Source organism: Enterocloster sp. 210928-DFI.2.20 (assembly GCF_020554465.1).
In the GTDB taxonomy this organism is placed as follows: Bacteria; Bacillota; Clostridia; order Lachnospirales; family Lachnospiraceae; genus Enterocloster; species Enterocloster bolteae.
This window is the reverse complement of the sequence record NZ_JAJCHK010000055.1, coordinates 1-19,477: the sequence shown is the minus strand read 5'-3', so window position 1 is coordinate 19,477 and position 19,477 is coordinate 1. Positions and strand designations below refer to the sequence as shown.

General features: G+C 51.3%; 16 protein-coding genes and 1 tRNA gene. 5 read left to right on the top strand and 12 right to left on the bottom strand.

Annotated features, from left to right (window positions below; all coding sequences use genetic code 11):
- Positions 1-76: 76 nt before the first annotated feature.
- Positions 77-901, top strand: a complete 825-nt coding sequence (locus LI015_RS26810) for a hypothetical protein (protein ID WP_227126686.1) — start codon at positions 77-79, stop codon at positions 899-901.
- 81 nt (positions 902-982) lie between these two features.
- Positions 983-1,612 carry a uracil phosphoribosyltransferase gene (upp, locus tag LI015_RS26805; RefSeq protein ID WP_002564356.1) on the top strand — a complete coding sequence of 210 codons (630 nt, stop codon included), beginning with the start codon at positions 983-985 and terminating at the stop codon, positions 1,610-1,612.
- Between the two features lie 147 nt (positions 1,613-1,759).
- On the opposite strand, the gene LI015_RS26800 is transcribed toward upp, so the two are convergent.
- Complete coding sequence (locus LI015_RS26800; protein ID WP_002564357.1) at positions 1,760-2,506, bottom strand: acyltransferase; 747 nt, start codon at positions 2,504-2,506, stop codon at positions 1,760-1,762.
- A gap of 3 nt (positions 2,507-2,509) precedes the next feature.
- Positions 2,510-4,612: a DNA topoisomerase gene (locus tag LI015_RS26795; RefSeq protein WP_002564358.1), complete on the bottom strand. Its 2,103-nt coding sequence runs from the start codon at positions 4,610-4,612 to the stop codon at positions 2,510-2,512.
- 200 nt (positions 4,613-4,812) lie between these two features.
- Here LI015_RS26795 and LI015_RS26790 point away from each other — a divergent pair, with 200 nt between their 5' ends.
- Positions 4,813-5,067, top strand: a complete 255-nt coding sequence (locus tag LI015_RS26790) for a hypothetical protein (RefSeq protein WP_002564359.1) — start codon at positions 4,813-4,815, stop codon at positions 5,065-5,067.
- Here LI015_RS26790 and LI015_RS26785 read toward each other — a convergent pair.
- The 5 genes from LI015_RS26785 to LI015_RS26765 form a co-directional block, all read right to left on the bottom strand.
- Positions 5,054-6,118 (bottom strand): aldose epimerase family protein, encoded by a 1,065-nt coding sequence (locus tag LI015_RS26785; protein ID WP_002564360.1) that lies wholly within the window; start codon positions 6,116-6,118, stop codon positions 5,054-5,056. The genes LI015_RS26790 and LI015_RS26785 overlap by 14 nt on opposite strands.
- A 29-nt stretch (positions 6,119-6,147) precedes the next feature.
- Positions 6,148-7,224 (bottom strand): aspartate-semialdehyde dehydrogenase, encoded by a 1,077-nt coding sequence (gene asd / locus LI015_RS26780; RefSeq protein ID WP_002564361.1) that lies wholly within the window; start codon positions 7,222-7,224, stop codon positions 6,148-6,150.
- Between the two features lie 235 nt (positions 7,225-7,459).
- The gene (gene deoD, locus LI015_RS26775; RefSeq protein WP_117627448.1) at positions 7,460-8,185 is read right to left on the bottom strand and encodes a purine-nucleoside phosphorylase; all 726 of its coding nucleotides are present in this window, start codon (positions 8,183-8,185) and stop codon (positions 7,460-7,462) included.
- A 17-nt stretch (positions 8,186-8,202) separates the two neighbouring features.
- Positions 8,203-10,437 carry a DNA gyrase/topoisomerase IV subunit A gene (locus tag LI015_RS26770; protein WP_118019540.1) on the bottom strand — a complete coding sequence of 745 codons (2,235 nt, stop codon included), beginning with the start codon at positions 10,435-10,437 and terminating at the stop codon, positions 8,203-8,205.
- An 18-nt stretch (positions 10,438-10,455) separates the two neighbouring features.
- Positions 10,456-12,375, bottom strand: coding sequence for a DNA gyrase/topoisomerase IV subunit B (locus tag LI015_RS26765; RefSeq protein WP_002573166.1), 1,920 nt, complete (start codon positions 12,373-12,375; stop codon positions 10,456-10,458).
- Positions 12,376-12,630: 255 nt separating this feature from the next.
- Between LI015_RS26765 and LI015_RS26760 the strand changes: the two genes are divergently transcribed.
- Positions 12,631-12,701 (top strand) — tRNA-Gly (locus tag LI015_RS26760).
- A 185-nt stretch (positions 12,702-12,886) separates the two neighbouring features.
- Here the strand turns inward: LI015_RS26760 and LI015_RS26755 are convergent.
- The 5 genes from LI015_RS26755 to LI015_RS26735 form a co-directional block, all read right to left on the bottom strand.
- Complete coding sequence (locus LI015_RS26755; RefSeq protein WP_002564365.1) at positions 12,887-13,618, bottom strand: amino acid ABC transporter ATP-binding protein; 732 nt, start codon at positions 13,616-13,618, stop codon at positions 12,887-12,889.
- Positions 13,608-14,288, bottom strand: a complete 681-nt coding sequence (locus LI015_RS26750; RefSeq protein ID WP_002573167.1) for an amino acid ABC transporter permease — start codon at positions 14,286-14,288, stop codon at positions 13,608-13,610. Before LI015_RS26750 ends, LI015_RS26755 begins: the two co-directional genes overlap by 11 nt.
- A 220-nt stretch (positions 14,289-14,508) precedes the next feature.
- Positions 14,509-15,357, bottom strand: a complete 849-nt coding sequence (locus tag LI015_RS26745; protein WP_002564367.1) for a transporter substrate-binding domain-containing protein — start codon at positions 15,355-15,357, stop codon at positions 14,509-14,511.
- A 248-nt stretch (positions 15,358-15,605) separates the two neighbouring features.
- On the bottom strand, positions 15,606-17,567 hold the full coding sequence (locus LI015_RS26740) for a fructose-bisphosphatase class III (RefSeq protein ID WP_002573168.1): 1,962 nt from the start codon (positions 17,565-17,567) through the stop codon (positions 15,606-15,608).
- A gap of 30 nt (positions 17,568-17,597) precedes the next feature.
- The gene (locus tag LI015_RS26735; RefSeq protein WP_118019538.1) at positions 17,598-18,845 is read right to left on the bottom strand and encodes an AI-2E family transporter; all 1,248 of its coding nucleotides are present in this window, start codon (positions 18,843-18,845) and stop codon (positions 17,598-17,600) included.
- 203 nt (positions 18,846-19,048) lie between these two features.
- Between LI015_RS26735 and LI015_RS26730 the strand changes: the two genes are divergently transcribed.
- A complete protein-coding gene (locus LI015_RS26730) occupies positions 19,049-19,357 on the top strand; it encodes a DUF3837 family protein (protein WP_002574763.1) in 309 nt (102 codons plus the stop codon).
- Positions 19,358-19,477 lie beyond the last annotated feature (120 nt).

Sequence of the window (19,477 nt, the reverse complement as noted above, 5' to 3'; positions counted from 1 at the left end):
AAAAAGGAATCTGAAAGCCTTATATTTACTGGCTTAGAGATTCCGAGAGATTATCGGAATACAAAGGAGGATTATTATGGATACAAACAAGAAAATATTGATAGGAGCCATTGGCGCTGCTGTTGTCATCGGCGGCGTTGCCATTGGCCTCCTGCTCAGCAAGACGCCGGAAAAGGCAGACCTGTCCACCATACATACAGAGGCAGCCACGGAAGCTCCCAAGGAAACGCTTCCCGCCGCCACACAGGCTCCGGAGACAGAGGAGACCACAGAAGGCCAGGAAGACGCTGCTTCCAGTGTTTCCGCTTCCATCGAGACCTATACATCCGGAAAGGTATCTATCCAGTATCCTGCGGTGGACCAGATGGATGACGCCTCAAAGAAGGACAAGATTAATGAACTGTTAAAGACCAATGCCCTGTCCTTCATAAAAGCCAATGACATCGACGAGTCCAACGATACCCTGGATATCAAGTGCAAGGTTATTTCTGTGGACCGCAAACGTCTCACCGCCACTTACACCGGCACTCTGTCCGCAAAAGGAGCCGCCCACCCGGTCAATCTGTTTTATTCCAACACAGTCAATCTGCTTCAGGCCCAGAACCTGGGACTGGATGATTTTACCGACGCCTATACCATGGCCGGATATGTGCTCAGCGACGATGTAAAGTTTTCCGGCATTTCTTCTGATGTAGAGGCCCAGGTCCTGAGCTACCGCTCTTCCATGGATTTGGATTCCCTGACCGCTGTCTTTAACAGCGCGGACTTCCCTCTGTCATCAGAGACCCAGTGGCCCGAATCCTTCAGCTATGAAAAACAGGGAACCATCTACTTTTCACTGCCTGTTCCCCATGCCCTGGGCGACTATGTGCTGGTTGCATTTGACCCCACCACCAAATAGTCCTTTAACCGGGGTTGATATCATAAGATATTTGATATATAATTATCAGTAATTCTAATAGATAAAGGAGCAGCAAAATTTATGGATAACGTAATGGTATTTGACCACCCTTTGATTCAGCACAAGATTTCTATTCTGCGCAATAAAGCTACAGGAACCAATGAGTTCCGTGCCCTCATTGAGGAAATTGCCATGCTGATGGGCTATGAAGCCCTCCGCGACCTTCCTCTGGAGGATGTGGAGGTGGAAACTCCCATCGAGACATGCATGACCCCCATGATTGCCGGACGCAAACTGGCCGTGGTTCCGATTCTCCGTGCCGGACTTGGCATGGTAAACGGCATCCTGGCTCTGGTTCCCAGCGCAAAGGTAGGTCATATCGGTTTATACAGGGACGAGGTGACTCACGAACCTCATGAATATTACTGCAAGCTTCCAAACCCCATTGAAGAGCGTACCATCATCGTCACAGATCCCATGCTGGCCACTGGCGGTTCCGGTGTCTCAGCCGTTGACTTTATCAAGGAACACGGCGGGAAAAAGATTAAATTCATGGCTATCATAGCTGCTCCGGAAGGCCTTAAGCGTCTCCATGAAGCCCATCCCGATGTGCAGATTTACGTGGGACATCTGGACCGCTGCCTGAATGAAAACGCCTATATCTGCCCCGGACTGGGAGATGCCGGAGATCGTATCTTCGGAACAAAATAACAGGAATTATTACAGGCAAATACAAATTCAGGGATATACAAACCAAAGATAAAACAGGAAGCCGGACTTGCGATGTGCAGTGTCCGGCTTCCTGTTTTTATAAACTCTCTGACTGTTCCGTGTTTCTGTTCGTTCTGTACTGACGGCTTATTTTACTACCTTAAGCCCGCCCTTTCCCTTCTCAGGTGCCTCGGGCGCTTCCTGCTCTGTTTCCACTTCCCTGGCCTCTTTTACAACGATGTTGTCCTGGCCCTTGTAGATGGAGTCAGAGGGAACACAGCCGCGTACGCTGGACAGCGGGTATACATTAGAATTACGTCCAATGACCGTTCCGGGATTGAGCACGCTGTTGCAGCCAATCTCCGCGTGATCGCCCAGGATGGCGCCGAATTTCTTGCGTCCTGTCTCCACATCACCATCCTCAGCATGAACCTTTACAAGACCCTTGTCAGCCTTCACATTGGAGGTCACTGCGCCGGCTCCCATATGTGCCTTGTAGCCCAGGATGGAATCGCCCACATAGTTGAAATGGGGCACCTGCGCCTCGTCAAAGATGATGGAGTTCTTGATTTCACAGGAATTGCCGATGACAACGTGCTGTCCAAGGATAACGCCTCCTCTTAAAAAGGCTCCGTTGCGTATCTGTACCTTTGGTCCGATGATCATAGGTCCGCCCATGGCAGTGGTGGGAGCCATCTGTGCTGTCTTGTGAATCCAGATATTCTTTCCAATCTTCTTGTATTCGTTCTCCGGAAGGCTGGCGCCCAGACTTTCGATGAACCCATTGATGTCACCCAGAACTTCCCATGGATACTCATGGCCCTCAAACAGCTTTTCAGCGATTGTATGGCTTGTGTCTAAAAGTTCTTTGATTTTCATCTGTTCCAGTTTCATAAATTAATTCTCCTTTTTTGTTTTATAGAATGCGGCTGCCGCGTCAAAATAACCTCTCATATTGTACTGGTTATTCATGCGGATGACATTGACTGTCCTGCCGGCAACAAAACGATTCAGCTTTTCCATATACTCATCTGAAGTTATGGAACCCTCCGCAACATAGGTGAGCCCCTTTTCCCAGCTGGCTGTCAGCTCCGGATTCAGAAGCTGGCGGATGGACTGGTCCACCACGTCATAGACCATTTCCCCTAAAAGGGACGGCGTAATAACCTGGGTTTTCTTGTTCAGGTTCAGATACTTGATGTTAAACAGTTTCTTAAGTATCTCAGCCCTGGTAGCGCTGGTGCCTATGCCGCTGCCCTTAATCTGGGCCCGCAGCTCCTCGTCCTCTATGAGCTGGCCTGCATTTTCCATGGCCAGAATCATGGAACCGGAGGTATAGCGCTTGGGAGGTGATGTCTCGCCTTCCTTTATATTCAGCTCCACCAAAGTAAGTATATCATTTTTTTTCAATTCTGCAAGCATCTGGAGCAATACTGTCCTGTCAACTTTTGGAGAAATGGCATTTGGGACACCTTCTTTTGCCTCGTCCCTGGACTCATCCCTTGTCTCATCCTTTGTCTCATCCCTGGCCTCGTCAAAGGATTCCTCCACCCCATTTTTCTTTGCCAGGTTCACATCCGCCACCTTGAGATATCCCGGTTCGGACAGAACCTTAAAATTGGCAAAAAAATGTTCCTTCAGGCGCTCCAGCTCCAGGCTGTATTTCTGATAAACCGCCGGAGGATAAAATATGCTCAAAAACCGTCTGCATATGACCTGATACACCTTTTCAGACAATGGCGGCAGTCCCCTCAGGTTTCCAAGTCCCTGTCCAGTGGGCACAATGGCATAGTGGTCCGTTATCTGCTTGTCATTGACATAGCGTGTCTTGGCAATCCCCTTATAGGATCCCATATTCAGCACCTCATCCGCAAACCCTGCCATAGGCCCGTAATTCTTAAGGCCGCCTATGTTCTTTTGAATCTCCTTGGACACTGCCGTGGACAGAACCCTGGCATCGGTTCTGGGGTAGGTGACCATCTTTTTCTCATACAGCTCCTGCACCACCTTAAGCGTCTCATCCGGACTGATTTTAAACATCTTGGAACAGTCGTTCTGAAGCTCCGCCAGGTTGTAAAGAAGGGGCGGATTCTTGGTCTCCTTTTTCTTCTCCTTGGCGAGCACCGTGGCCGTGAGAGGCGGCTCTGCCGTCAATAAGGCGGCCAGCTCCTCTGCCTGCTGCCTGTCCTTAAAGCCGTTGTCCTTATACAGGCAGGGGGTTCCGAAATAGCGGGAACCTTCCACTGCCTTCCACTCCGCCTCAAAGGGAACCGGCTGGCCGTCCTTACCCGGCGCCTCAAAGGATCCAATCACCCTGTAAAAGGGGGTTTTGACAAAACCGCGTATCTCCCGCTCTCTGCGCACCACCATTCCCATGACACAGGTCATGACCCTGCCCACGGACAGAACCGTAAACTTGGTTCCCAGATAATTTGACAGGGCAGGTCCGTACTTAAGGGTCAGCACCCTGGAGAAATTAATTCCCATAAGGTAGTCCTCCTTGGCCCTTAAATAGGCGGAGGCGGACAGGTTGTCATACTCTGTCTCATCCTTGGCCTCGCGGATTCCCCTCAATATCTCTTCCTCTGTCTGGGAATCAATCCACACCCGTTTCTGCTTCTTATCCTTTACCCCGGCCATCTGGGCCACCAGGCGGTATATATACTCTCCCTCCCGTCCCGAGTCCGTACACACATAGATGGTATCAATATCGGGCCGGTTCAAAAGACCCTTGACGATTTCAAACTGCTTGGATACATTGGTTATAACTTCATACTTGAATTCCTTTGGAAGGAATGGCAGTGTCTGAAGGCTCCAGCGCTTGAACTTCATGTCGTAGGCTTCCGGATAACTCATAGTCACCAGATGGCCCACGCACCACGTCACCACTGCCTGATCAGACTCTATATACCCGTCGCCCCGCCGTCCCCGTATCTTAAGCGCTTCGGCAAACTGCTGGGCCACACTGGGCTTTTCTGCTATGTATAATGATTTTGACATCCAATCCCTCATTTACTTTCTTCATACGCGCTGCCCCGGATTTCTCCGGCAGATTTCCATGGCGGCAGGGCGCATATTATAATAGTATACCATTAAATTGCCTTTGCCGCAATCAAAAAAACCATGAAGCGCCAGCGATGGCAGAACCCTCATGGTTTTCCTGCATAAACTACTATAACGACATTCCGGAGGTGACTTCCATGCCTGGAAGCTGGCAGTATCAGCCTTATCTCACCACATATGATTCATTTATCTTTTACAATGCAATCGGGGAACATCCCGATTACTTCTACCGGCCCATCGCCGTGGCGAAACAGGTGGTAAACGGGACCAACTACCGGTTCATGACCATAGCCGAACCGGAGCAGTCAGATCTGACGCCCCATTTTGCCATCGTGGAAATCTATCAGCCCCTTGAAGGCAGGGCCTATGCAACTAAAATCACGCCTGTTTAACCAAAAATTGATAGACGGTCCTGGTTCTGTACTCGTCCCCTGCTTTCAGCAAGGGGGACGGGAACTGGGGCTTGTGGACCGCGTCCGGAAAATACTGGGTCTCAAAACAGAAGGCGTGGCGGTAATCATAGCGGGCATTGCCCTTTCCCGGCATCTCATCCTGCAGGAAATTAGCTGTATAAAACTGGATTCCGGGCAGGTCCGTATAACATTCCAGCACCCGGCCGCTGGCCGGGTCCATGGCCTTTGCAGCCAGGGCCAGTTCTCCTTCTTCTTTATCCAGCACCCAGTTGTGGTCATATCCCTTTCCGAATACCAGGGCCTCAAAATCAGCGCCTATATCCCTTCCAATGGCCTTCATCTCTGTAAAGTCCATGGGCGTTCCAGCCACAGGAGCAATCTCTCCCGTTGGAATGGAAACCTCGTCCGCCGGTGTATACCGGGACGCGTTAAGCCACACCTCCTGCTTCATCACGTCGCCGCTGTCATGTCCTGCCAGGTTAAAATAGCTGTGGTTGGTGAAATTGGCAACCGTATCCTTATCGCAGACCATATGATAATCCAGCACAAGACTGTCCTCATCTGTCAGGGTATAGCTCACCGTGATCCTGGCATTGCCCGGATATCCCTGATCGCCGTCCGGGCTCTCCAGATAAAAGTCCAGCCTGCTGCCTGCCTCTGTCTCTGAGGCGGCGCAGTCCCAGACCCTGTCGTGGTACAGGTCCGGTCCGCTGTGAAGGTTGTTGGGGCCGTTGTTGGCCTCCAGCTTATAATCCTTACCGTCTATGGTGATAACAGCTCCGCCAATCCGGTTGGCATTGCGGCCGATGGGCGCGCCGAAGTGGGCAGGATTCCTGCGGTAGCTGTCCAAATCATCGTATCCCAGCACCACATCCGCCATGCTGCCGTCCTTATCAGGCACCACCATGGAAACCCACACGCCTCCCAGAGTGATGAACGAAGCAGATACCCCATTCTTATTGGTCAGCGTATACTTGTAAACCTCTGTACCATCGGGCATTTTCCCGAATGAATTTTTCTCGATTGCCATGTTTTTCTCCGCTCCTTCTCCATGCAGTACTAAATATATCCCCTTGCCGTCAAAAGCTCTGCGCAGAGTACGGCTCCGCCTGCCGCGCCTCTTACCGTGTTGTGGGACAAACCGATGAATTTATAATCATACACAGCGTCCTCCCTCAGACGGCCCACGGAAATGCCCATTCCTCTCTCAAAGTCCACATCCGCTGTCACCTGGGGACGGTTATCCTCCTCAAGATACTGGATGAACTGCGCCGGGGCGCTGGGAAGCTTAAGCTCCTGGGGAACTCCCTTAAACTCCCTGAGTTTCTCAATCAGCTGCTCCTTTGTCACCTTTTTCCTGAACTTCACAAACACGGCAGCCGTGTGGCCGTTCAGTACCGGTACCCTTACGCACTGACAGGTGATGACAGGACTTTGTGCCTTCACTATAACACCGTCCTCAATGGTTCCCCACAGGCGAAGGGGTTCCTGCTCGCTCTTTTCTTCCTCGCCGCCGATATAGGGAATGATGTTGCCTTCCATCTCCGGCCAGTCCTTAAATGTCTTTCCCGCGCCTGAGATAGCCTGATATGTAGTGGCCACCACCTCGTACGGCTCAAATTCCTTCCATGCTGTCAGCACCGGCGCATAGCTCTGGATGGAGCAGTTGGGCTTTACCGCAATAAATCCCCTCTCTGTCCCAAGTCTCTTCTTCTGGAAGGGAATTACGTCAAAATGCTCTGGGTTGATCTCCGGCACTACCATGGGAACATCCGGCGTCCAGCGGTGGGCGCTGTTGTTGGATACCACAGGCGTCTCCGTCTTGGCATATGCCTCCTCGATGGCCTTTATCTCATCCTTTGTCATGTCCACGGCGCTGAATACAAAATCAACTCCCGCCGCAACCTTTTCCACCTCATTTACATTCATCACAACCAGCTTTTTAACAGCCTCCGGCATGGGGGTAGTCATCTTCCAGCGGTCTCCCACTGCTTCCTCATACGTCCTGCCGGCAGAGCGGGGGCTGGCTGCCACTGTCACTACCTGGAACCACGGATGGTTCTCCAAAAGGGCGATGAAACGCTGCCCCACCATACCTGTTGCGCCTAATATTCCAACCTTCAGCTTCTTTTCCATAAATCATTCTCCTCATTATCCTGATTTTCCCGCCCTCCGGAACTGTCACGGAACCTGTCGCATTAAATCCATGACAGTCACATTAAATCGTAGCCTCATTGAATCCACGGTACGGCGAATCTTTCCCTATCCTATACCAAACAACGGAAAAAATCAAGATTTATTCGCTAGAAAAATACATTTGTGCGCCCCACAAGGACATTCTATCTTTTTTGTATGCAACACTGCCATTGGGTCAGGAAACCAGTGACAATGCCACCTCCATCATCTGTGTAAAGCTGGTCTCCCTTTCCATGGCTGAGGTGGCTTCCCCGGTGACCATGGAATCCGAGATGGTCAGAACGGCCAGGGCATTGACGCCGGCCGCCGCAGCGTTGGCATAGAGGGCTGCCGCCTCCATCTCCACGGCCAGGACTCCCATGTCAGCCCAGGTCATTCCTCCCTGCACCTGTTTGGGCGGGGCATAGAACATGTCTGAGCTGAGCACATTGCCCACATGGAAGGACAGTCCCCGCTCCCTGGCAGCGGCCACGGCCCGCTCCAACAGGCTGTAGCTGCACACCGGCGAATAATCGCCCGGCAGCCCCAACAGGCGCACAAAATTGCTGGTGGTACAGGCTCCCATGGCAAACACCATGTCTCTCACATGGACGTCAGGCGTCAGGGCCCCGGCCGTGCCCACCCGTATCAGGTTCTTACAGCCGTAAAAGTGAATCAGCTCATAGGAATAGATACCGATGGAGGGACACCCCATTCCGGTGCCCATGACAGATACCGGCCTGCCCATATAGGTTCCCGTGTAGCCAAGCATGTTTCTGGTCCCGTTAAACTGCTTCACGTCCTCCAGAAAATGCTCCGCAATATACTTTGCCCTCAGGGGGTCTCCCGGAAGCAGGATTGTCTCTGCGATTTCTCCTTTTTCAGCCCCGATATGGGGTGTGGGTGTGTTGGATAATGACATGGCATATACCTCCTTTTCTACAGCCGCACTTTGCTGCCTTTCCCGTCCCTCTTGGCCAGTTTCAGACGGTTTAAATGGACTTCCTTACCCTTGTAATCCACAATGGGATTCTCACCAATCAGATACAGCTTCTCCAGCTCCTCATTCTTGGTCAGCCGGATGCCTCTGACACCTCTGGATGCCTTTTTAAGCATGGATATCTCCTCCAGGGCAAACCGCAGGAACACGCCTCCTGTTGTCTGGATCACCACCTCGGTCTCGCCCTCCACCGGTATCACGGCCGCCAGTTCATCCCCCTCCTGGAGCTTGGTGGCTGCCACCACCCGGTTGTTGGTCTCAAATTCCTCCGCAGGCACCTGCTTTACCATGGCCATTTTAGTGGCGAATACAAATATCCTGCCCTTCATGTCCTCTGCGCTGGTCAGGTAAACAATGGTATCCTTGGCACCGTCGAATTTACTCAGATTCTCAATGGGCGTTCCCTTATCCCTCAGCTTGCCGGCCGGCACATCCATGGCCTTTATCTGGTAAAGGCTGCCGCTGGCAGCAAAGAGACAGATTTTATCCGTATTCAGGCATTTCACCACGTGGACCTGCTCGGTGTCCACGGTTTCCTGGTTCCGGTCATAGGTGGACTTATCCAACAGCTTACAGTATCCGAACCGGTCCATCACAAAGACCATCTCCTGGACAGCCACAGCGCTCTCGTCGTACACCGCCTCAGGTCCGTCCTCAATCAGGGTGCGCCTGGGAGTGGCAAACTCAGCCTTGATGGCAGCCAGGTCCTCCTTGATAACACGGTTCATCTGGGCCCTGCTTCCCAGGATTTTCTTATACTCCCCAATCTTCCTTAAGGTCTCCCTGTGCTCCTTTTCCAGAGCCAGGATTTCCAGTCCGATTAACTTATAAAGACGCATTTCCAGAATAGCGGATGCCTGGCGCTCCGTAAAGGCAAGCTTCTTTGCGTCCTCCTCAAACCCCGGAACCTTGAAATGGATGTTGGTCACATCGCCTGTGGTCAGACATGCCTTGGCATCCTTTAAGTTTTTGGAGCCCCTCAGGATGGCTATGATCAGGTCAATACAGTCGCAGGCCGCAATAAGTCCTTCCTGTACTTCCTTTTTATCCATTTCCTTCTGGAGTAAAACATTGTATTTGCGCTCCGTGTTCTCATACTGGAAGTTGAGGAAATTTCTCAGGATCCCCTTCAGGTTCAGCGTCTCAGGACGGCCGTCCGCAATGGCCAGCATATTGACCCCGAAGGTATCCTCCAGCTTTGTCTTTTTATAGAGGATATTTTTTATCTTGTCAATGTCCGCATCCTTGCGCAGCTCCAGCACGATACGGATTCCCTCTTTGTTGGACTGGTTGGAGATATCCACCACGTCCGTCAGCTTCTTGCTCTCCACCAGATCGGCCACATCCACCAGAAACTTATTGATTCCGGCGCCAATCATGGTATAGGGAATCTCTGAAATAATCAGCTTATCCTTGTCCGCCTTGCGCTTTCCAAGCTCCACCTCGAACTTGCCCCTGAGCTTGATTTTACCCATGCCGGTCTCGTAAATTTGGGGCAGCTCGCTCTTATTGGCAATGACTCCTCCGGTGGGAAAATCCGGCCCCGGCATAAACTCCATCAGCTCCTGAGTGGTCACCTCCGGATTATCAATGTACGCCTGGACCGCGTCTATCACCTCGCCCAGGTTGTGGGGCGGAATGCTTGTGCTCATGCCCACGGCAATGCCCTCCGCCCCGTTAATTAACAGGTTGGGGACCCTGACGGGAAGCACCTCCGGTTCCTTTTCCGTCTCGTCGTAGTTGGGCACAAAATTCACGGTTTTATCCAGATCTTTAAGGTAGACCTCCTCCGCAAACTTCTCCAGACGCGCCTCCGTGTAACGCATGGCGGCTGCCCCGTCCCCTTCTATGGAGCCGAAGTTGCCGTGTCCGTCCACCAGGGCCATGCCCTTCTTGAAATTCTGGCTCATGACAACCAGTGTCTCATATATGGAGCTGTCGCCGTGGGGATGGTACTTACCCATGGTATCGCCCACGATACGCGCCGATTTCCTATGGGGCTTATCGTGGTCCAGATGGAGCTCCCTCATATCATAGAGAACCCGGCGCTGTACCGGTTTTAAGCCGTCCCTGGCATCAGGGATGGCCCTTGCAGTGATGACGCTCATGGAATAGTTCATGTAGCTTCTCTGCATTTCCTCGCTGTATTCAGTCCGTAATATCTTTTCAGCCATGTTCTAATTGTCTCCTGTCTATGCGTCAATCTCCGCCTCGTCCGCATGCTCATAAATGAACTGGCGGCGGGGTCCCACCTCGGTGCCCATGAGCATCTCGGTTATCTCCGTAGCCATCCTGGCATCCTCTATCTCCACCCGCTTAAGGACCCGGCGCTCCGGGTCCAGCGTGGTCTCCCACAGCTGCTCCGCGTCCATTTCACCCAGACCTTTGTAGCGCTGCAGCGTAAAGTCGCCGGTATGGGTTTTCCTGTAACGCTCCAGCTCCTTTTCATCGTACAGATACTGTTCCTCCCCCCGCTTGGGAATCACCTTAAACAAGGGCGGCATGGCAATATACACATGACCGTCATAAATCAGTTCCGGCATAAAGCGGTAAAGGAAGGTGAGAAGCAGGGTGTCGATATGGCTGCCGTCCACATCGGCATCAGTCATCAGGATGATTTTGTCATAGCGCAGCTTGGTAATGTCAAAGTCATTGCCGTATCCTTCCGAAAAACCGCAGCCGAAGGTATTGATCATGGTCTTGATTTCCGCATTGGCCAGAACCTTATCCATGGACGCCTTCTCAACGTTGAGGATTTTTCCCCTGATGGGCAGGATGGCCTGGTACTGGCGGTTCCTGGCAGTCTTGGCAGAGCCGCCGGCGGAATCTCCCTCTACAATGAATATCTCACACCGGGAGGCATCCCGGCTCTCGCAGTTTGCCAGCTTGCCGTTGCTGTCAAAGGAAAATTTGGACTTGGTCAGCATGTTGGTCTTGGCTTTTTCCTCAGCCCGGCGAATCTTGGCTGATTTTTCCGCACAGCCAATGACTCCCTTTAACACCTCCACGTTGCGGTCAAAATAAAGCTGCAGTTCGTCCCCTGTCACCGTGAACACGGCCTTGGTGGCGTCGGCGCTGGCCAGCTTAGTCTTGGTCTGTCCCTCAAAGATGGGGTCAGGATGCTTTACCGCGATGACGGCCGTCATGCCGTTCCTTGTATCGGCTCCTGTAAAGTTGGTGTCCTTATCCTTTAAAATGCCGATTTCCCTGGCATAGCTGTTAATCAGCGCCGTGAATTTGGTCTTGAAGCCGGCCAGATGGGTGCCGCCCTCCTGGGTAAAGATGTTGTTGCAGAAGCCCAGTATGTTCTCCTCAAATGTGTCCACGAACTGGATGGCGGCCTCCACCTCCACCTTGTCCACGGTTCCCTTGAAATAGATGGGGTCGTGTACCGGCGTTTTGCCGGAGTTCAGTTCCCGCACATAGGCAACAATGCCCTCCGGCTCATGGAAGGCCACCTTCTCTCCCTCTCCGGGCCGCTTGTTTTCATAATAAAGGGTCAGGTTGGGATTTAAGTATGCTGTTTCGTGCAGGCGGCTTTTAAGCCAGTCCGCCTTGAAACGGGTTTTCTCAAATATATCGCCGTCAGGCAGGAAATTGATGCAGGTACCGGTCTCCCTCGTCTTTCCAATCACAGGGAGAAGTCCGTTCTCCAGCTTGATGACAGGACGTCCCTTTTCATATTCATCGTGATAGATGCAGCCGTCCCTGTAAACCTTAAGGTCCATATGGGCCGACAGGGCATTAACTACGGAGGAACCCACACCGTGAAGTCCTCCGCTGGTCTTATAAGCGTCGTTATCGAATTTACCGCCTGCATGAAGGGTGGACAGTACGATTCTGGCTGCTGATATGCCCTTTTTGTGAAGACCCACCGGAATACCGCGGCCGTTATCACGGACCGTGCAGGAACCGTCGGCTTCCAATGTCACCCACACACTGCTGCAGAATCCGGCCAGGTGCTCATCCACCGCGTTATCAATGATTTCATAAATCAGATGGTTTAACCCCTTGGAGCCCACACCTCCTATATACATACCAGGACGCTTACGGACCGCCTCCAATCCTTCCAGCACCGTAATACTGTCCGCGTTATATTGTTCCTTTGCCATTCTATTCCTCCATATTGCTATGTACAGATGCGTACATATGTTTCGTCTTATAGTATTAAACCATATTTAGATTGTTTTGGCAAGTTCCGGCCATGAGAAATTCCCGTATGCATACGGATTCCCTTCTGTTTTCGGAAGGTCCGGGAAAAATCCGGACTCAATTCATAGAAATACACAGAAATCATTACGGATTTTTACAAAAATATGAAAATACACTTGAATTTTCCAAAATACATGATATAATATCAGTGTTGTGCAGATGTAGTTCATCGGTAGAACACCAGCTTCCCAAGCTGGGGAGGCGGGTTCGATTCCCGTCATCTGCTTTTAAGGCCCTGTGTGTGCAGGGCTTTTTTGCTGTCCTGAATACGTTTTTTTATCTTCTGCTTTTTCTTTCCGCAAGACAATAACAGGCCGCCCGGTCCGCTGTGGCCGGGCAGCCTGTTATTGTTATAATCCATCTTTTCATTTTTTGCTTTTTCTATTCTTATCCTTCATGAAATCCGGCTTTCTACAGCACCTTATCCAGAAAGCTTCTGGTCCGTTCCTCCCTGGGATTTCCAAACACTTCATCCGGGGTCCCTTCCTCTACAATGTAGCCGTCATCCATAAACACCACCCGGTCCGCCACTTCCCTGGCAAATCCCATCTCATGGGTAACCACCACCATGGTCATGCCGTCGGCTGCCAGCTGTTTCATGACCTCCAGCACCTCGCCTACCATCTCAGGATCCAGGGCGGATGTGGGCTCGTCAAACAGCATAATGTCCGGATTCATGGCAAGGGAACGCGCGATGGCCACCCTCTGCTTCTGTCCACCGGAGAGCTGTCCCGGATAGGCCTCCGCCTTGTCCGCCAGCCCCACCCGGGCCAGCAGTTCAAGGGCCTTCCTGCCGGCTTCCTCTTTTCCCATAAGTTTTAATTCCGTGGGAGCCAGTGTAATGTTCTCCTTCACCGTGAGATGAGGGAACAGGTTAAAATGCTGGAACACCATTCCGATGTTTTCCCGCACTTTGTTGATATTGGTGTTAGGGTCGGATATGGGATGGCCGTCCACCACCACATGGCCGGATGTAATCTTCTCCAGGCGGTTCAGACACCGCAGAAACGTACTTTTGCCGGAACCGGAGGGGCCTATCATGCATACAACTTCCCCCTCTCTTATCTCGATGCTGATATCCTTGAGGACTTCCAGCTTTCCGAAATTCTTTTTCAGGTTATGGACTGAAATCTTATTTTCCATAGGACACTCTCCTCTCCACATACTTGGCAATCCTGGACAGAATCGTGCAGACTACCAGATAAAACAGGGCCACGCAGATCCAGATGGGCATAACCATGGAAGCGGAATTGGCCGCAATAATCTTGCCGTTCTGGGTCAGCTCCCTGGGTCCGATGACAGACACAAGGGATGTATCCTTCAGGGAGATGATAAACTGGTTGATAATGGAGGGCAGCATGGTCCTGAATGCCTGGGGCAGAATTACCTTGCGCATGGCCTTGCCGTAGGAAAGTCCCAGGCTTCTGGCTGCTTCCATCTGTCCCTTGTCAACAGCCTCAATTCCTCCGCGGATGATTTCCGCCATATAAGCGCCTGCATTAAGGCTCAGGGCCACGCAGCCCGCCGTAAAGGCGCCGCCTATATTGCTCCACTGGAAACCATATGGCTTCAGGACGCTTCCCACACCGTACATCATAATCATGACCTGTACCAGCAGGGGTGTTCCGCGGATAATGTCAATATAGACATCGGCAATGAGTTTTAGTACCTTAAAATCCGAGACCTTGAACAGGCCGAAAATAACGCCCAGAACCGTGGCGCAGAGCAGAGATATCACGGTCATCTGCAGGGTGATTCCCAGAGCCTTAAAAAATGATGGGTAATACTGTGTTATGATGTTTACAATCTGCATACTATCATCCTTTTCTGATTATTCGTTGACGTGCATCATTCCAGGGATATCCTTCCATGCCCATGGAATGTTATAGCCAAATTTAAAGCACTTAAGCATAACCGGTAAAAAACCGTATAATTGCTTTAAATTCATCCATAACCTGCGGCATTGAGGCGCCGGCCCTGCATAAGGCAGGAACCGGCGCCGGGCAGCACTGCCCGGAGGTTCTCCGGCAGTCCTATTTTGCAATGTATGTATTCAATATCTCATCGTATCTGCCGCTTGCCTTGATGTTCTCCAGTCCCTTGTTGAACATCTCCACCAGTTCCGGATTTGCGCCCTTTAAGGTCGCGAAACCATAGGAGGAACCTTTCTCCATGGGTGTGGGAAGGGTGAGGCCCAGTCCCCTGGAAATTTCATAACCGATAACAGGGTAATCCTCAAAGCAGGCAACTGCCTCTCCTGCTATAACGGCCTGATACATGTCAGATGAGCTCTCGTACTGTATTACCTCAAAACCATACTGCTCTGCAATGGACTCTGCAAAGGTACATCCCTCGGTACCAATCTTGGCAGCCACCTTCTGGTCCTTTAACTGGTCATAGGAGGTGATATCGGAATCAGACAGGACAGCCATGCCTACGCCGGAATCATAGTAGGGCTCTGAGAAATCATATTTCTGCACCCTCTCATCGGTGATGGACATGCCTGCAATCACGCCGTCGCACTCACCGGCCTCCAGGGCAGTTACAGCTGCGGAGAATCCCACCGGAACCACCTCATATTCAAAGCCCTGGTCCTGGGCAATTGCCTGTAAGATATCCAGGTCAATGCCTACCATCTCTCCCTTTTCATTCTCAAACTCAAAAGGGGCAAAGGTGGTATCTGTGTTGATGATGTACTTCTTGCCTGAGGCCGCCGCGCTGGTTTCCTCTTCTGCTGCTGATTCAGCTGCCGTGGTATCCGCGTTTGCTGCAGTCTCTGCTGCTGTTGTGCCGGCGGCTGTGGTCTCTGCGGGCTTGGAGCCGCATCCTGCCACTGTCAATGCCATGATGGCAGCCATGGATAACGCCATAAATTTCTTCATAATTACTTCCTCCTCTACTGATCGAAATAAAATAAGGGTGACTTTAATAAACCTGTCTCCCTTGACCTGTGATGCGCCTGCATCATCCTGATTACTATATCACAAAGATATGTCAAAGTCAACTTGTTGTAATAGTTACAATTAAATAACTGTACCATTTGTGCAGAAACAGGACCGCACCGTGCTTCTGCCCAATGCGGCCCCGGTTATTCCAGACCTTACCTGCCTTATCTTCCGACCATTTCCCGCTATCTCACAGGAAAACGCTCCACAATTGCCCCTGTATGATAGGCCTCCAAAAGCATTTCCAGGTCTTTAATCTTTGTCTTAAGCTGTTTGCCCACATCCGTGTCTCCCACCAGCTTCCGGCTGGACACACGTTTTACAATGGTGCTCTCCGAGTGTATGTCACTCTCCTTCTCAATTGCGGCCTCCGTGGACTCAAAAGGCTCATGGGCCGCCAGAATCAATCCGTAGGAATTATAAATCAGGGTATATCCCGCGATTCCAGTCTCTTTCTGGTAAGCCCTGGAAAAGCCGCCGTCAATGACCAGCACCTTTCCGCCGCATTTTACAGGATTCTCCCCGTTCTTGGACTTGACCGGCACATGGCCGTTGACAATATGTCCCTCCTGGGGCGGCAGGCCGAACTCCTCCAGGATGCGGCCCACTGTATCCTCATCCTCCAGCATGGAGTAATAGGGATTCTTTTCTTCCCTGTGGGTCTCCTTGTCCGCCAGAAAATAGCGCTCAAAGGTAGCCATCTTATCCTTTCCGAACAAGGGCGAATCCTGATGGAGCCAGATATACCAGCATATATCCCTGCCTTTTGCCCGCTCTGCCGGGTCCACTGCCATGAACGCCTTTCTCACATAACCGTCCAGACACTCATAGAGGCTTTTGCCCTTGTAGTTCTGCCCGTATATATCCACCGCTTTAAAGCTGCCGTCCCTGTTTAAGGGGATGCAGCCGTGATACAGCAGGTTTCCGTTGTATACCTTGTAAAGGCTTCCCTTTGCCAGCAGGAAGCGCATATGCTGCTGAAGCTTTTCACAGTTCTGAAATGCGGCCGCAAGGCGTTCCATGATGGCGTTCTCCTCCGCCGTAAGCCTGTAAGGGTCAGCCGGATCCATGGTGGGAAAATGGTTGTCCAGCATTTCCTGCTCACCGCCTTCCAGCAGTATGGTTCCCTTGTCTAAATCTATGCGGTGCAGCAGGTTCCGGTCTTCCAGGCAGAACTCCGGATGTTCCTTTATGATTTGGCCCTCCACCTTGAACTGGATAATGGATATGGCCTTGTGCATCCTGATATTCAGTTCCGTCTCACTGGGGCTGCATGCATTCGCCCCTTTGAGCTGGAAGCAGGCACAGGGATCGCTCCCATAGGTGTCCAAGGCAAAGGTTGCTAACGGCAGCAGATTAATACCGTAGCCATCCTCCAGGATATCCAGATTGCCGTATCTGGCACAGATGCGGATTACATTTGCAATACATCCCTTCTGACCGGCAGCCGCCCCCATCCACAGCACATCGTGGTTTCCCCACTGGATGTCCAGGGAATGGTAGGTCATCAGCTTGTCCATAATCATGTGGGGCCCCGGACCTCTGTCATAAATATCTCCCAGTATATGTAAATGGTCCACAATAAGGCGCTGTATCAGTTCACAGAGAGCCACGATAAACTCCCCAGCTCTTCCCACCCGGATAATGGTCTGTATGATGGCGTTGTAATAGGACTCTTTGTCTCTCACATCCACCTTTTCCGTAATCAGTTCCTCAATCACATAGGCAAACTCCTGGGGCAGAGCCTTTCGCACCTTGGACCTGGTGTATTTGCTGGCAGCCCGCTTGCTCACCTCGATCAGGCGGTACAGGGTAATCTTGTACCAGTCCTCCCGGTTCTTTACATGCTCCAGTATCTGGGCCATCTTCTCCCTGGGATAATAAATCAGGGTGGCCAGGGTCTGCTTGTCCTGGCTGCTCAGGGTGTTGCCGAACACATCGTTGACCTTGCGCCGCACGGCCCCGGATCCGTTTCGCAGCACATGGGAAAACGCCTCGTACTCGCCGTGGATATCCGTGAGGAAATGTTCGGTCCCCTTGGGCAGGTTAAGGATTGCCTCCAGATTAATCACCTCTGTGGAAGCGGCTGCTATGGTTGGATATAATTCCGCAAGCCGTTCCAGATACCTTGTCTGCAAATCACTCATTGCTTTCCTCCCTCAATACTTATATGTTTTTTACTCCTCCCTCTCTCTGTCAACATAATGCTTGTTTTCTTCGTCAATATAATCCAGGCTCAGGTAATCCTCTGTCCTGGCGGATAAATCTTTCTTTCTCAGCGCGCTGCTCACATAGGTGGCGGTCAGCCTGTAAATAACTGCAAACAACGGCACCGCGATAATCATTCCCACGAATCCGAACAGGCCGCCGAACAGCAGGATGGAAAACAGCACCCAGAAGCTGGGAAGCCCCGTGGAATCCCCCAGGATTTTAGGCCCCAGGATGTTGCCGTCAAACTGCTGGAGCACCAGGATGAAGATAAGGAAATACAGGCATTTCATAGGGCTCACCAGCAGTATGAGAAATGCGCTGGGCACGGCTCCGATAAAAGGGCCGAAAAAGGGGATCACGTTGGTCACTCCGATAATCACGCTCACCAGAAGCACATAGGGCATCTTTAAAAACTGCATGGCAAAAAAGCACATGATGCCAATAATCAGGGAATCCAAAAGCTTTCCGGTTATAAAACCTCCAAATACAGAGTGGGCAAAACGCACCTCGCTCACCAGCCGGTTGGCATCCTTAAGCTTTAACAGGCTGTAGACGATCTTCTTGCTCTGGGCGGACAAGGTATCCTTGATGTTGAGAAAATAGACCATGACAATGACGCCAATCAGTATGTTCTTGACAACGGTGACCACACTTAAGAGGCCCGTGGAAAGCTCACCGATGATTTTAGACATATTGGGCACCAGGTCCGTGGTCAGCCAGTTCTGGAACTCCGTGGCAGCCTGCTCATAAAAGGGCATAATGGTCTGTTCTATGGTGGGATTGTCCTCAAACATCTTCATAAGCCAGAGGCTCAGGTTATTGATGTTCTCTCCCAGACTCTCCTGGAGGCCGATGATACTGGTGTAAATCTGGGGAATCACCATCCAGAACAATCCGCAGACAATGGCAATGAGTAACAGCAGGCTCACCAGCGTCCCGGCCGCCTTTGCCAGGCTGTCTGCCGTGTGTCCGTCCTTGATGCAACGTTTCAGTTTTTCTGCTGTATAGACCCTGGTCTTGTTATAGATGGGCAGCATCAGGTAGGCCAGCACAGCCCCGTAGATAATGGGCATCAGTATGGATACGATTTTTCCCACGGCCCTTGATACAATCTCAAACCGGGACAGGAAAAATCCAAAGGCAACACTGCAGGCCACCACGGCCAGCGCAGTGGTGCCCCAGTATATATAATTTTTAAATCTTGGGTTTTTCATACATCTTTACTCCTATGTCTTAAGTATTCCGTCATTTCGGCAAGTCATTCACCCATATATCATATCATAAGCTGAAACTAACAGCAATTAGGTTTTATATTACAGTGTGTGTCCCGTGAAGATTTTCACGAAATCTTAACAGAGAGGACAAAGCAGGATTTTTGTGGTATGATATTCCTATCTTTGAAAAGAGGTGTTGAGACATGTCTTATATCATAAAAATGGCCCTGGACATCAAAGCCGGTTTTGAGCCCCCGGCGCCCATGACATCCCCCTTAGAAGCCTACTGCGCCGTCGGCACCATTGCCAGGGCCATGAAATTAGGAATGCCGGAGAGAAAGGATACGCTTTTTGAGATGCGTGACCAGCTGGATGGGGATATGGGGGGCAATGAGCCTGAGGACAGCCGGATAGCCAGGATACACGCCATCCTGAAAGACTTCATACGAAATGAGGATACCACGGACCAGATGATGGAATATGTGGCATATGGATATGAAAATGAAAGGTGACAGAACAGGCCACAAAGTGCCGGGGTAATGGAGCTTAAAAGAATGCACCGGCCGGAAAGACGAATAATCGAGTAGGAGGCGGTGATTAACCGCCGTCCTCTCACACCACCGTGCGTACCG